Annotated in this window: 9 protein-coding genes; 6 read left to right on the top strand and 3 right to left on the bottom strand. The window is 55.7% G+C overall.

Annotated elements, in window-relative coordinates; genetic code table 11:
- Window positions 1-2: 2 nt before the first annotated feature.
- The 6 genes from mukF (at window position 3) to KIF87_RS07490 (ending at window position 9,857) form a co-directional block, all read left to right on the top strand.
- A complete protein-coding gene (gene mukF / locus KIF87_RS07515; RefSeq protein WP_023335133.1) occupies window positions 3-1,325 on the top strand; it encodes a chromosome partition protein MukF in 1,323 nt (440 codons plus the stop codon).
- Entirely contained in the window at window positions 1,306-2,010 is a 705-nt protein-coding gene (gene mukE / locus KIF87_RS07510) for a chromosome partition protein MukE (RefSeq protein ID WP_008499954.1), read from the top strand. The genes mukF and mukE overlap by 20 nt, the downstream gene beginning before the upstream one ends.
- Window positions 2,010-6,461, top strand: a complete 4,452-nt coding sequence (gene mukB, locus KIF87_RS07505; protein ID WP_213328369.1) for a chromosome partition protein MukB — start codon at window positions 2,010-2,012, stop codon at window positions 6,459-6,461. Before mukE ends, mukB begins: the two co-directional genes overlap by 1 nt.
- A gap of 178 nt (window positions 6,462-6,639) precedes the next feature.
- The gene (gene ldtD, locus KIF87_RS07500; RefSeq protein WP_213328368.1) at window positions 6,640-8,463 is read left to right on the top strand and encodes a L,D-transpeptidase; all 1,824 of its coding nucleotides are present in this window, start codon (window positions 6,640-6,642) and stop codon (window positions 8,461-8,463) included.
- 174 nt (window positions 8,464-8,637) lie between these two features.
- On the top strand, window positions 8,638-9,189 hold the full coding sequence (gene mepK, locus KIF87_RS07495) for a peptidoglycan L,D-endopeptidase MepK (RefSeq protein WP_023335137.1): 552 nt from the start codon (window positions 8,638-8,640) through the stop codon (window positions 9,187-9,189).
- A 20-nt stretch (window positions 9,190-9,209) separates the two neighbouring features.
- Window positions 9,210-9,857 carry an MBL fold metallo-hydrolase gene (locus KIF87_RS07490; protein ID WP_023311009.1) on the top strand — a complete coding sequence of 216 codons (648 nt, stop codon included), beginning with the start codon at window positions 9,210-9,212 and terminating at the stop codon, window positions 9,855-9,857.
- A gap of 48 nt (window positions 9,858-9,905) precedes the next feature.
- Here the strand turns inward: KIF87_RS07490 and KIF87_RS07485 are convergent, their stop codons facing one another.
- The 3 genes from KIF87_RS07485 to asnS all read right to left on the bottom strand — a co-directional run bounded on the left by KIF87_RS07485 (window position 9,906) and on the right by asnS (window position 14,367).
- Entirely contained in the window at window positions 9,906-11,096 is a 1,191-nt protein-coding gene (locus KIF87_RS07485) for an amino acid aminotransferase (RefSeq protein WP_213328367.1), read from the bottom strand.
- Window positions 11,097-11,280: 184 nt separating this feature from the next.
- Window positions 11,281-12,360: a porin gene (locus KIF87_RS07480; RefSeq protein WP_159513782.1), complete on the bottom strand. Its 1,080-nt coding sequence runs from the start codon at window positions 12,358-12,360 to the stop codon at window positions 11,281-11,283.
- A gap of 606 nt (window positions 12,361-12,966) precedes the next feature.
- Window positions 12,967-14,367 carry an asparagine--tRNA ligase gene (gene asnS / locus KIF87_RS07475; protein ID WP_029739509.1) on the bottom strand — a complete coding sequence of 467 codons (1,401 nt, stop codon included), beginning with the start codon at window positions 14,365-14,367 and terminating at the stop codon, window positions 12,967-12,969.
- Window positions 14,368-14,521 lie beyond the last annotated feature (154 nt).

Here is a 14,521-nt window from a genome sequence, read left to right as displayed (position 1 = left end):
CTATGAGTGAATTTTCCCAGACAGTCCCCGAACTGGTTGCCTGGGCCAGGAAAAACGATTTCTCCATCTCGCTGCCGGTAGACAGACTCTCTTTCCTGCTGGCGGTTGCCACGCTTAACGGCGAACGGCTGGACGGTGAAATGAGCGAGGGTGAACTGGTGGATGCGTTCCGCCATGTCAGTGATGCGTTTGAGCAAACCAGCGAAACCATTAGCGTGCGTGCCAACAACGCGATCAACGATATGGTGCGTCAACGTCTGCTGAACCGCTTTACCAGCGAGCAGGCGGAAGGAAACGCCATCTATCGCCTGACGCCGCTGGGCATCGGCATCACCGATTACTACATCCGCCAGCGTGAATTTTCCACGCTGCGCCTTTCCATGCAGCTCTCGATCGTGGCGGGTGAGCTTAAGCGCGCCGCCGACGCGGCGGATGAAAACGGTGACGAATTCCACTGGCACCGTAACGTCTACGCGCCGCTGAAATATTCGGTGGCAGAGATTTTCGACAGTATTGATCTCACCCAGCGCCTGATGGACGAACAGCAGCAGCAGGTGAAAGACGATATCGCGCAGCTGCTGAATAAAGACTGGCGAGCGGCCATCTCCAGCTGTGAACTTCTGCTGTCAGAAACCTCCGGCACGCTGCGCGAGCTCCAGGATACGCTGGAAGCCGCAGGGGACAAGCTGCAGGCTAACCTGCTGCGCATCCAGGACGCGACGCTGGCGCATGACGATCTGCATTTTATCGACCGTCTGGTATTCGATCTGCAGAGCAAACTCGACCGCATTATCAGCTGGGGCCAGCAGTCGATCGACCTGTGGATCGGCTACGACCGACACGTGCATAAATTTATCCGTACCGCGATTGATATGGATAAAAACCGCGTCTTTGCTCAGCGTCTGCGTCAGTCGGTGCAGACCTATTTCGATGCGCCGTGGGCGCTGACCTACGCCAGTGCCGATCGTCTGCTGGATATGCGCGACGAAGAGATGGCGCTGCGCGATGAAGAGGTGACCGGTGAACTGCCGCCGGATCTGGAATACGAAGAATTTAACGAAATTCGCGAGCAGCTTGCGGCGATGATCGAAGAACAGCTTGCTGTCTACAAAACCAGACAAGTGCCGCTGGATCTTGGTCTCGTGGTGCGCGACTATCTGGCGCAATATCCACGCGCGCGCCACTTCGACATTGCCCGCATTGTGGTAGACCAGGCGGTGCGCCTGGGCGTCGCGCAAGCAGATTTCACCGGACTGCCGCCGAAGTGGCAGCCAATTAACGATTACGGAGCCAAGGTACAGGCGCATGTCATTGACAAATATTGAACAAGTGATGCCGGTTAAGCTGGCACAGGCGCTGGCGAATCCGTTATTTCCGGCGCTGGACAGCCAGCTGCGTGCCGGTCGTCACATTGGCTTAGACGAGCTGGATAATCACGCCTTTTTGATGGACTTTCAGGAGTACCTGGAAGAGTTTTACGCGCGCTACAACGTGGAGCTTATCCGCGCGCCGGAAGGGTTTTTCTACCTGCGCCCGCGCTCCACGACGCTGATTCCGCGTTCCGTGCTCTCCGAGCTGGATATGATGGTCGGCAAAATTCTTTGCTACCTCTACCTCAGCCCGGAACGTCTGGCGAATGAAGGGATCTTCACCCAGCAGGAACTTTACGACGAGCTGTTGACGCTGGCTGATGAGAGCAAGCTGCTCAAGCTGGTGAACAACCGCTCTACGGGGTCAGATCTTGACCGTCAGAAATTACAGGAAAAGGTTCGCTCTTCCCTGAACCGTCTGCGTCGTCTGGGGATGGTCTGGTTTATGGGCCACGACAGCAGCAAATTCCGCATCACGGAATCTGTCTTCCGCTTCGGCGCCGACGTGCGTGCGGGCGATGACGCGCGTGAAGCGCAGCTTCGCATGATCCGCGACGGTGAAGCGATGCCGGTGGAAAACCATTTGCAGCTCAATGACGAGCATGAAGAGAATCTGCCGGATAGCGGGGAGGAAGAGTAATGATTGAACGCGGTAAATTTCGCTCACTGACGCTGATTAACTGGAACGGCTTCTTTGCCCGAACGTTCGATCTGGATGAGCTGGTCACGACGCTCTCCGGCGGTAACGGTGCGGGTAAATCCACCACCATGGCGGCCTTTGTTACGGCGCTGATCCCCGATCTGACGCTGCTCCATTTCCGTAACACCACCGAAGCAGGGGCAACAAGCGGCTCCCGCGATAAAGGTCTGCACGGTAAGCTGAAGGCCGGCGTCTGTTATTCGGTTCTGGACGTCATTAACTCCCGTCATCAGCGCGTGGTGGTGGGCGTGCGCCTGCAGCAGGTCGCCGGCCGCGACCGTAAAGTGGATATCAAACCGTTTGCGATCCAGGGTCTGCCAACGTCCGTGCAGCCGACGTCGCTGCTGACGGAAACCCTGAACGAACGTCAGGCGCGCGTGCTGACGCTGCAGGAGCTGAAGGACAAGCTCGAAGCCATCGAAGGCGTGCAGTTCAAGCAGTTCAACTCCATTACCGACTACCACTCGCTGATGTTCGATCTGGGCGTGGTGGCGCGTCGTCTGCGCACGGCATCAGACCGTAGCAAATACTACCGCCTGATCGAAGCGTCTCTGTACGGCGGTATCTCCAGCGCGATTACCCGCTCCCTGCGCGACTACCTGCTGCCAGAAAACAGCGGCGTGCGTAAGGCCTTCCAGGATATGGAAGCGGCGCTGCGTGAAAACCGCATGACGCTGGAAGCGATTCGCGTTACCCAGTCTGACCGCGACCTGTTTAAACACCTGATCAGCGAAGCCACCAACTACGTGGCGGCGGATTACATGCGCCACGCTAACGAGCGCCGGGTGCATCTCGATCAGGCATTAGAATACCGTCGCGAGCTGTTTACCTCCCGTAAACAGCTGGTGGCCGAGCAGTACAAGCACGTCGAAATGGCGCGCGAGCTGGGCGAGCACAACGGTGCTGAAGGCGACCTGGAAGCCGATTACCAGGCCGCCAGCGATCACCTGAACCTGGTGCAGACCGCGCTGCGTCAGCAGGAAAAAATCGAGCGCTATGAAGCGGATCTCGATGAGCTGCAGATTCGCCTCGAAGAGCAGAACGAAGTGGTGGCTGAAGCCGCCGACATGCAGGAAGAGAACGAAGCCCGCGCCGAAGCGGCCGAGCTGGAAGTGGATGAGCTGAAAAGCCAGCTTGCCGATTACCAGCAGGCACTTGACGTGCAGCAGACGCGAGCGATTCAGTACACCCAGGCATTGCAGGCATTACAGCGTGCGAAAGAGCTGTGCCATCTGCCTGACCTGACGCCGGACAGCGCCGACGAGTGGCTGGATACCTTCCAGGCCAAAGAGCAGGAAGCCACCGAGAAACTGCTCTCCCTCGAACAGAAAATGAGCGTTGCGCAAACGGCGCACAGCCAGTTTGAGCAGGCTTATCAGCTGGTGGTCGCAATTAACGGCCCGCTGGCGCGTAACGAAGCCTGGGACGTTGCCCGTGAACTGCTGCGCGACGGTGTGAACCAGCGCCATCTGTCCGCGCAGGTTCAGCCGCTGCGTATGCGTCTGAACGAGCTGGAGCAGCGCCTGCGCGAGCAGCAGGAAGCCGAGCGTCTGCTGGCGGAATTCTGCAAGCGTCAGGGAAAAAATTACGATTTCGACGAGCTTGAGGCCCTGCATCAGGAGCTGGAAGCGCGTATTGCGGCCCTGTCCGATACCGTATCAAACGCCAGCGAACAGCGTATGACGCTGCGTCAGGAGCTGGAGCAGATTCAGTCCCGTTCGAAGACGCTCCTGCAGCGAGCGCCGATCTGGCTGGCGGCCCAAAGCAGCCTGAATCAGCTCAGCGAGCAGTGCGGCGAGCAGTTCGAATCCGGCCAGGAAGTGACCGAATACCTGCAGCAGCTGCTGGAGCGCGAGCGCGAAGCCATTGTTGAGCGTGACGAAGTGGGCGCCCGCAAGCGCGACGTCGATGAAGAAATTGAGCGCCTAAGCCAGCCGGGCGGGTCAGAAGATCCGCGCCTGAATGCGCTAGCCGAGCGTTTTGGCGGCGTGCTGCTGTCCGAGATTTATGACGACGTTGGCCTTGACGATGCCCCGTACTTCTCCGCGCTGTACGGTCCATCCCGCAACGCGATTGTGGTCCCTGATCTGTCGCTGATTTCTGAACAGCTTGCCGGACTGGAAGATTGTCCGGAAGATCTCTACCTGATCGAAGGGGATCCGCAGTCGTTCGATGACAGCGTATTCAGCGTCGACGAGCTGGAAAAAGCGGTCGTGGTGAAAATCGCCGACCGTCAGTGGCGTTATTCCCGCTTCCCTGAGCTACCGCTGTTTGGCCGCGCCGCGCGCGAAAGCCGCATCGAAAGCCTCCACGCCGAGCGTGAGACGCTGTCTGAACGTTTTGCGACCCTGTCGTTTGACGTGCAGAAAACCCAGCGTCTGCACCAGGCGTTCAGCCGCTTTATCGGCAGCCATCTTGCCGTGGCGTTTGACGCGGATCCGGAAGCCGAAATCCGCAAGCTCAATACCCGCCGCGGCGAGCTGGAACGTGCCATTGCCAGCCATGAAAGTGATAACCAGCAGAGTCGCGTTCAGTTTGAACAGGCGAAAGAGGGCGTCGCTGCCCTTAACCGCATCCTGCCGCGCCTGAACCTGCTGGCGGACGACACGCTGGCTGACCGTGTGGATGAGATCCAGGAGCGTCTGGATGAAGCGCAGGAAGCCGCGCGTTTCGTTCAGCAGCACGGCAATCAGCTGGCGAAGCTGGAGCCCGTCGTGTCTGTACTGCAGAGCGACCCGGAACAGTTCGAGCAGTTAAAAGAAGATTATGCCTGGTCGCAGCAGGTGCAGCGCGAAGCGCGTCAGCAGGCGTTTGCCCTGACGGAAGTGGTGCAGCGTCGGGCCCACTTTGGCTACTCCGATTCGGCTGAAATGCTGAGCGGCAACAGCGACCTGAACGAAAAACTGCGTCAGCGCCTTGAGCAGGCGGAAGCGGAACGTACTCGCGCCCGCGAAGCAATGCGCAGCCACTCCGCTCAGCTGAACCAGTACAACCAGGTGTTGGCCTCGCTGAAAAGCTCCTTCGATACCAAGAAAGAGCTGTTAAACGATCTGCAGAAAGAGCTTCAGGACATCGGCGTGCGTGCCGACAGCGGGGCAGAGGAGCGCGCGCGTATTCGTCGTGACGAGCTGCATTCTCAGCTCAGCAATAACCGCGCACGTCGTAATCAGCTGGAAAAAGCGCTGACCTTCTGCGAAGCGGAAATGGATAACCTGACCCGTCGCCTGCGCAAGCTGGAGCGCGACTACTTTGAGATGCGCGAGCAGGTCGTGACCGCCAAGGCGGGCTGGTGCGCGGTGATGCGCATGGTGAAAGACAATAACGTTGAGCGTCGTCTGCACCGTCGCGAGCTGGCGTACCTCTCTGCCGATGAGCTGCGTTCCATGTCGGATAAGGCGTTGGGTGCGCTGCGTCTGGCGGTAGCGGATAACGAACACCTGCGCGACGTGCTGCGTATGTCGGAAGATCCCAAACGTCCGGAACGTAAAATCCAGTTCTTCGTGGCGGTTTACCAGCACCTGCGCGAGCGTATTCGTCAGGACATCATCCGTACCGACGATCCGGTTGAAGCCATCGAACAGATGGAAATCGAGCTGGGTCGCCTGACGGAAGAGCTGACCTCCCGCGAGCAGAAGCTGGCGATCAGCTCCCGCAGCGTGGCGAACATCATTCGTAAAACCATTCAGCGCGAACAGAACCGTATTCGCCAGCTGAACCAGGGTCTGCAGAGCGTGTCGTTTGGCCAGGTGAACAGCGTGCGCCTCAACGTCAACGTGCGTGAAGCCCACGCGACGCTGCTGGAAGTGCTGTCTGAGCAGCACGAGCAGCACCAGGATCTGTTCAACAGCAATCGTCTGACCTTCTCCGAAGCGCTGGCGAAGCTGTATCAGCGCCTGAACCCGCAGATTGATATGGGGCAACGTACGCCGCAAACCATCGGTGAAGAGCTGCTGGACTACCGTAACTACCTGGAAATGGAAGTTGAGGTAAACCGTGGCTCCGACGGCTGGCTGCGTGCGGAATCCGGGGCGCTCTCTACCGGTGAAGCGATCGGCACCGGGATGTCAATTCTGGTGATGGTCGTACAGAGCTGGGAAGATGAAGCGCGCCGCCTGCGCGGCAAAGACATCTCGCCATGCCGACTGCTGTTCCTGGATGAGGCGGCGCGTCTTGATGCCCGCTCAATTGCCACGCTGTTCGAGCTTTGCGAACGTCTCGATATGCAGCTCATTATCGCGGCGCCGGAGAACATCAGCCCCGAGAAGGGCACTACCTACAAACTGGTGCGTAAAGTGTTCCAGAACAGCGAACACGTTCACGTTGTGGGGCTGCGTGGCTTTGCGCCGCAGCCGCCGGAGTCATTGCCGGAAACCACGGCGGACGCTTCCTGACGCGTCTTCTGACCCGAAGCGGCGCACTGGCGCCGCTTTTTTTTTAAACTTAACTTGTGCTTAGGGCTGCGTTATCTTTAAACTTCTTTACATAAGGTAAGGCAACAGCTTAGCCGTCTACCTATAATGAAAGAAAGCCCCAACGTGATGGGCATGTCGTGAAAACAGGGGGCAAGGGATGTTGCTTAAGAAAGAATGTGGTCGTCAGCTGTCTGCGCTGAGTTTATGCCTGGCAGTGATGTTTGCTCCGCTGTTAACCGCCCAGGCCGACGAGCCTGAAATTGTGCCGACTGACAGCTCGGCAACGACAGGCGCGCAGCCAACGTCGTTGTCCCAGCCGGTGGACCAGTCTCCGGCAACGGCTATCATGGCCGGTATTAAACCGCTGCCGGAAGGCATCGACGCCGAATCGCTCAGTCAGCAGCTGCAGTCGGAGCTGCCGTCAGGCTACACGCCTGTCTATATCAATCAGCTCACGCTCCTCTATGCTGCCCGCGATATGAAACCGATGTGGGAAAACCGCGATGCGGTGCGCGCCTTCCAGCAGCAGCTGGCGGAGGTCGCGATTGCAGGATTTCAGCCGCAGTTTACAAAGTGGGTTGAGCTGTTAACCGATCCTGCCGTCACCGGGCAGGCGCGGGACGTGGTCCTTTCCGATGCCATGATGGGCTACCTGCAGTTCGTGGCGGGTATTCCGGTCAATGGCAGCCGTTGGCTCTACAGCGATAAGCCGTACAAGCTGGCGACGCCGGCGCTGTCGGTGATTAACCAATGGCAGTTAGCGCTGGATAACGGAGAACTGCCGCGCTTTATCGCCAGCCTCGCACCGGCGCACCCACAATATGCCACTCTGCACCAGTCGCTCCTCGCGCTGGTGGGGGACTCGCGTCCATGGCCGCAAATGCGCGGTACCGCGACGCTGCGTCCGGGGCAGTGGAGCAGCGATGTGCCCGCCCTGCGTGAGATCCTGGTGCGATCCGGTATTCTGGAAGGCGGGCCAAAGATTGCACTTCCGGGTGATGATCTACAAAGCGTCGCCGTCAGCCCGTCAGCTCCCGTGAAAGAGAAGAAAGCCGATGTCCTGAGCAGCAAACCTGCGGCTTACGATCGCGAGCTGGTTGCGGCCGTTAAGCAATTCCAGTCCGCTCAGGGGCTGGGGGCCGATGGCGTCATTGGCCAGACGACGCGCGACTGGCTGAACGTATCGCCTGCGCAGCGGGCAGGGGTGCTGGCGCTCAATATCCAGCGTTTGCGCTTGCTGCCGGGAACGCTCTCTACCGGGATTATGGTTAACATCCCGGCGTATTCCCTGGTCTATTATCAGGATGGTAGCGAAAAGCTGGCGTCGCGCGTGATTGTCGGGCGTCCGGATCGTAAAACGCCGATGATGAGCAGCGCGCTGAATAACGTGGTGGTTAACCCGCCGTGGAACGTACCGCCGACCCTGGCGCGAAAAGATATTCTGCCGAAGGTCTGGAACGATCCGGGCTATCTGGAACGTCATGGCTATACGGTGATGCGTGGCTGGAACAGCAAAGAGGCCATCGATCCTTATATGGTCGACTGGTCGACGATCACCGCGTCGAATCTGCCGTTCCGTTTCCAGCAGGCTCCCGGGGCGCACAACTCTTTAGGGCGCTACAAATTCAATATGCCGAGTTCAGAAGCTATCTATCTGCACGATACGCCGAACCACAACCTGTTCCAGAAAGATACTCGCGCGCTGAGTTCTGGCTGCGTGCGCGTGAACAAAGCCTCGGAGCTGGCCAATATGCTGCTGCAGGATGCGGGCTGGAACGATACGCGCATCTCGGATGCCCTGAAACAGGGGGATACGCGTTATGTTAATATTCGCCACAATATTCCGGTCAATCTTTACTATCTGACGGCGTTTGTGGGCGAAGACGGGCGTACTCAGTATCGTACAGATATTTACAATTATGATCTCACCGCGCGATCCGGCGCACAAATTTTGCCAAAAGCGGAACAATTAATCAGGTAAATGAAGTAGTTCGGGAAAAATGATTGTCGTAAGTTATGGTGAATAGGGGGCTATATCGCTGCAAGCCGCATATTCACTGGGGTTGGGCGCCTTGACGTACCTGGTTTTGCCAGTTATGGTGCCCTTCGTGCGCTAAGCATATTACGATTTCTTTTACCTGTAGACCTGATTATCATGGACAAATTTGACGCTAATCGCCGCAAACTGCTGGCGTTAGGTGGCGTTGCGCTCGGCGCAGCGGCCATCCTGCCGACGCCAGCATTTGCCACCCTCTCGACACCTCGTCCGCGAGTTTTAACGCTCAACAATCTTCATACCGGTGAGTCGCTAAAAGCGGAGTTTTTCGATGGCAGAGGCTATATTCAGGATGAATTAGCAAGACTTAACCATTTTTTCCGTGATTTCCGCGCGAATAAAATAAAAGCCATCGATCCAGGACTGTTTGATCAGATTTTCCGCCTTCAGGGCCTGCTGGGCACCAGCAAGCCGGTTCAGCTCATCTCTGGCTATCGCTCGATTGATACCAACAATGAACTGCGCGCCCACAGCCGCGGGGTAGCGAAAAAAAGCTATCACACGAAGGGACAGGCAATGGATTTCCATATTGAAGGCGTTTCGTTAGCCAATATTCGCAAAGCCGCGTTATCTATGCGCGCAGGTGGTGTAGGATATTACCCCAGCAGCAACTTTGTGCATATTGATACCGGTCCGGTTCGGCACTGGTAATAACGAAACACAGGAGCAGTATGAACTATCGTATTATTCCGGTTACCGCGTTCTCCCAGAATTGTTCATTGATCTGGTGCGAACAGACTAAACTGGCCGCGCTTGTCGATCCCGGCGGTGACGCTGAGAAAATCAAGCAGGAAGTCGCAGCAAGCGGCGTCACGCTGATGCAGATTTTGCTCACGCATGGTCATCTTGACCATGTAGGTGCTGCCGCTGAACTGGCTGAACACTACGGTGTGCCGGTGATCGGCCCGGAAAAAGAAGATGAGTTCTGGCTGCAGGGGTTACCCGCCCAAAGCCGCATGTTTGGCCTTGATGAGTGTCAGCCCCTGACGCCCGATCGCTGGCTAAATGAGGGAGAGCGCGTTAACGTAGGGAATGTGACTTTACAGGTGTTGCATTGTCCTGGGCATACGCCAGGCCATATCGTCTTCTTTGATGACCAGTCCCGTCTGCTGATTTCCGGCGATGTGATTTTCAAAGGTGGCGTAGGACGCAGCGATTTTCCGCGCGGCGACCACGGGCAGCTGATTCAGTCGATTAAACAAAAGTTATTGCCGCTGGGTGACGACGTTACGTTTATCCCTGGGCACGGTCCGATGTCGACGCTGGGCTATGAACGGCTCCATAACCCGTTCCTTCAGGATGAAATGCCTGTCTGGTAACCAATAAAAAAAAGCCTGCATAACGCAGGCTTTTTTTATGGGCGCAAATTACAGTACGGCGACAATCGCTTCGCACAGTGGCGCCATGTTGTCAGGCGTCATGCCTGCAACGTTCACGCGGCCAGACGCTACGGCGTACACGCCAAACTCTTCACGCAGACGCAGAACCTGCTCTTTGGTCAGGCCGCTGAACGAGAACATGCCGTTCTGTTTGATGATAAAGCTGAAGTCGCGGTCCGCGCCTTTTTCAGCCAGGGTGTTCACAAACAGCAGGCGCATGCGCTGAATGCGCTGGCGCATATCGTTCAGCTCTTGTTCCCAGATAGCGCGCAGCGCATCGTTGCTCAGGATGGTGGCAACAACAGACGCACCGTGTGCCGGTGGGTTAGAGTAGTTAGCGCGGATAACCGATTTCATCTGGCTGAACGCACGATCGACGGTCTCTTCGTTAGCTGCAACCAGCGTACAGGCGCCTACGCGCTCATTGTACAGACCGAAGTTCTTGGAATAAGAACTCGCTACGATCAGTTCCTGATGCACCGCGGCGAACGCGCGCAGGCCTTCAGCATCTTCTTCCAGACCACGTGCAAAGCCCTGATAGGCGAAGTCAAACAGCGGCAGCCAGCCTTTTTCTACGGACAGCTTCGCCAGGTGCTCCCACTGCTCAAGCGTCGGATCGATACCGGTTGGGTTGTGGCAGCAGCCGTGGAACAGCACCACGTCACCTGCCTGCGCTTCGGCGAGGCTCGCCAGCAGGCCGTCAAAGTCGAGAGAGTGGTTTGCCGCGTCGTAGTAGGCATATTCACGCACTTCCAGACCCGCAGAGTTAAACACGCTTTTGTGGTTCGGCCAGCTTGGGTTGCTTACCCATACGCGCTTAACAGAGGTGTTTTTCGCCAGGAAATCCGCCGCCACGCGCAGCGCACCGGTACCGCCTGGGGTCTGTGCTGTACGGGCACGTTTGCCACTCACAATTGCGCTGCCTTTACCGAACAGCAGCTCCTGGGTGCAGCGACCAAATTCAGGGATACCATCAATACCGAGGTAGTTTTTGGTGGTTTCGTTTTCCAGCAGATACTGCTCAGCTTTCTTAACGCTGGTCAGTACCGGAGTTTTGCCGGTTTCATCTTTATATACACCAATACCCAGGTTGATTTTGCCAGGGCGGTCGTCGGCACGAAACAGATCGGCCAGGCCCAGAATAGGGTCGGCAGGAGCGGCGGTAATGTTCTCAAACATGACGAAGTTCCATTGTGATTACAGAAGTGAAATCCGCTATCAGGTTAACGGTAGATTTACAAAATGCCAACCGTTTGCGACGAAAAGCGTGCGGCTTTTCAAAAGTCGCCATTATTTTCTGTCACGCATAAAAAAACAGGGCCGAAGCCCTGTTCATTAAGCATATAACAAAGTGGTGTACTGATTAGAACTGGTAGGTTACGCCAACGGTAGCCTGGTTGTCAGAGCCAACCCAGCTGGTGGACGCATCTTTGTCGTCCAGCAGGTTGAAGCGGTAGTCACCGTACACGTTGAAGTTCTTGTTGAAGTAGTAAGTCGCACCAGTGGTGATGTATTTCGCCAGGTCACGGTCGCCGATGCCGTTCAGGTCTTTACCTTTGGACTGAACGTAGGAAACGGAAGGACGCAGACCGAAGTCGAACTGGTACTGTGCGATAACTTCGAAGTTCTGGGTCTTGTTAGCAACGTCGTACACAGTCTCTGTGCTATCGCCCAGGATGCTCATGTTGCGGGTTTCAGCGTAAACGGTCGCCAGGTAGATATTGTTCGCGTCATATTTCGCGCCAACTGCCCAGGACTCAGCTTTATCGCCTTTACCATCTGCTTTCTGATCCAGAGTACGGTTTGCAGTGCTGTATGCACCGATCAGACCGAACCCTTCGCCGAACTCGTAGCCCAGGGACAGACCAACGCCGTCACCGTTCGCTTTACGCAGATCGCTACGTTCGTTTTTACCCTGGTACTGAACGCCAAAGTTCAGACCATCAACCAGACCGAAGAAGTTGTTGTTACGGTAGGTCAGCAGGCCAGTAGAACGGCTGGTCATGTAGTTATCAACATAGCCGCCACCCCAGGTTTCGCCAGAGAAGGACGGAGCCATATCCGTGTAGGATTCTACGTCGTAAACGATACCGTAGTTACGACCGTAGTCCAGAGAACCTGCTTCAGAAACTTTGATACCCGCGAATGCCAGACGAGTTACGTTAGTCTGGTCGCCTTCGGCTGCACCAGCTTTCGCACGGTATTCCCACTGACCGTAACCGATCAGTTGATCATTGATCTGAGTTTCGCCTTTAAAGCCGATCTGGCCGTAAGAGGAGTCAGCGTTTTTATGTTCGCCAGAAGTGGTGAAGCCGTGTTCACCCACAACTTTACCGTAGAAGTCCAGTTTGTTGCCGTTCTTGTTATAGATTTCTGCAGCGTTAGCTGCACCGGCTACCAGCAGGGCAGGGATTACCACTGCCAGAATATTGCGCTTCATCATTATTTATTACCCTCATTGGTTTTTTTATGACACTCGCCACTGCCGTCAATAAATTCTGTCAATAAATATTTCCGGAACTATTGATGAGAGTTTGGTGTCTTTATGTATCTGACAGGCATCTTTCCATTCGGCGAAGCGTTTCGCTAGCCTGAAAGTGCTACAATTCTCAAGATTAAGTAACCAAAAGCAATTATGTGTAACTAAATATGTATTTTTGGGAACTTTGTGAACCACCTCAAACTTCAGACCCGCCTGGCGAATTAAACGGCAAAACCTATCCTATATATATGAATTGCTTATGATTAATTGAGATAAAGGTGATTCGTATAAACAGACGTTAAACGACTCTGTTTTTCTTATGACCCCAAAAAGACTTCTGGATGGCTGTAAAAGTGGTTGAAATTTGTGCTATCGCTTGAGGAAGCAATAATCGCAATAAGAATGGGGTTTATTTTTTGTGGCTGGATATTTCGCGGAAACAAAACGTAACAGGTAGTGGTTGTGACGGGGTGAAGGTTTAAAGACGCTGACTTTGCGCTGACGAAAACTGACAATACAGAATAAAATAATGGCCAGCATAAGCTGGCCATTTTACTCTTGTACCGATTAGAAGCTGGCGTTACGTGGAGTACGTGGGAAAGGAATCACGTCGCGTACGTTCTGAACACCGGTAACGTAGGCAATCAGACGCTCGAAGCCCAGACCAAAACCGGCGTGCGGTACGGTACCGTAACGACGCAGATCGCGGTACCAGCTGTAATCAGCTGGGTTGAGCCCCATCTCTTCCATACGCGCGTCCAGCACGTCAAGACGCTCTTCACGCTGAGAGCCACCGATGATTTCACCAATGCCCGGCGCCAGAACGTCCATCGCTGCCACGGTCTTACCGTCTTCGTTAAGGCGCATATAGAAGGCCTTAATGTCTTTCGGGTAGTTTTTAACGACAACCGGCGCTTTGAAATGTTTCTCGGCCAGATAGCGTTCGTGCTCAGACGCCAGGTCAACGCCCCAGTAAACCGGGTTCTCGAACGTCTCACCGCATTTCTCGAGGATCGCCACCGCGTCGGTATAGTCCACCTGTGCAAAGTCGGCGGACACGAAACGCTCCAGACGGGCCACAGCATCGCTGTCTACGCGTTCTGCGAAGAATTTCATGTCGTCAGGACGCTCTTCCAGCACCGCTTTGAACACATACTTCAGCATCGCTTCCGCCAGACCCGCAACATCGTCCAGGTCGGCGAACGCCACTTCAGGCTCCAGCATCCAGAATTCCGCCAGGTGACGGCTGGTGTTGGAGTTTTCGGCACGGAAGGTTGGGCCAAAGGTGTAGATCTTAGACAGCGCACAGGCGTACGTTTCGCCATTGAGCTGACCGGATACCGTCAGGAAAGCTTCTTTACCAAAGAAGTCTTTGTCATAGTCCACTTTACCTTCAGGCGTGCGCGGCAGGTTTTCCATGTCCAGCGTCGAGACGCGGAACATCTCACCCGCACCTTCCGTATCGGACGCGGTGATCAGCGGGGTAGACACCCAGAAGTAGCCCTGCTCATCGAAGAAACGATGCAGCGCCTGCGCCAGCGTATGACGTACGCGCGCCACCGCACCAATCAGGTTGGTACGCGGACGCAGGTGGGCGACTTCACGCAGATATTCGATGCTGTGACGTTTTGCCGCCATCGGATAGGTGTCCGGATCTTCAACCCAGCCGGTGACTTCAATCGCAGAGGCCTGAATTTCGAAGCTCTGGCCCTGGCCCGGTGATGCCACAACCACGCCGGTAACAATGACGGAGCAACCGGTTGTCAGGCGCAGAACGTCATCATTGTAATTGGGCAGAGAATTATTAATGACGGCCTGTACAGGATCAAAGCAGGAACCGTCATAGACGGCAAGGAAGGAGATGCCAGCTTTAGAATCTCGGCGGGTACGCACCCATCCGCGCACGGTGACTTCCTGGTCAACGGCGACACGGCCCTGGAGTACGTCGGCTACAGGCACAACGCTCATAATATTCTCTCTGTTAATAGTCGGAAAAAATAAACACTTGTCCACCCTTATGGGGGGATATCTATGTTACCTGCCATCTGCTATCAGACAAGTAAATTTCGCAGTCAAAAGAGAAGAATTGAGAAATAAATAAGGAGAAGGGAGCCATGAAGGC

The organism is Enterobacter sp. 120016, from assembly GCF_018383635.1.
Lineage (GTDB): Bacteria > Pseudomonadota > Gammaproteobacteria > Enterobacterales > Enterobacteriaceae > Enterobacter > Enterobacter asburiae_D.
Note: the sequence above shows the minus strand (reverse complement) of the source record. Positions and strands in the feature narration are given on the sequence as shown.

Excerpts from the sequence above, each read along its gene's own strand:
- mepK (WP_023335137.1), top strand. The coding sequence starts at position 8,638 with ATGGACAAATTTGACGCTAATCGCCGCAAACTGCTGGCGTTAGGTGGC.
- ldtD (WP_213328368.1), top strand. The coding sequence starts at position 6,640 with ATGTTGCTTAAGAAAGAATGTGGTCGTCAGCTGTCTGCGCTGAGTTTA.
- asnS (WP_029739509.1), bottom strand. The coding sequence starts at position 14,367 with ATGAGCGTTGTGCCTGTAGCCGACGTACTCCAGGGCCGTGTCGCCGTT.
- mukB (WP_213328369.1), top strand. The coding sequence starts at position 2,010 with ATGATTGAACGCGGTAAATTTCGCTCACTGACGCTGATTAACTGGAAC.
- KIF87_RS07485 (WP_213328367.1), bottom strand. The coding sequence starts at position 11,096 with ATGTTTGAGAACATTACCGCCGCTCCTGCCGACCCTATTCTGGGCCTG.
- mukF (WP_023335133.1), top strand. The coding sequence starts at position 3 with ATGAGTGAATTTTCCCAGACAGTCCCCGAACTGGTTGCCTGGGCCAGG.
- KIF87_RS07480 (WP_159513782.1), bottom strand. The coding sequence starts at position 12,360 with ATGATGAAGCGCAATATTCTGGCAGTGGTAATCCCTGCCCTGCTGGTA.
- mukE (WP_008499954.1), top strand. The coding sequence starts at position 1,306 with ATGTCATTGACAAATATTGAACAAGTGATGCCGGTTAAGCTGGCACAG.
- KIF87_RS07490 (WP_023311009.1), top strand. The coding sequence starts at position 9,210 with ATGAACTATCGTATTATTCCGGTTACCGCGTTCTCCCAGAATTGTTCA.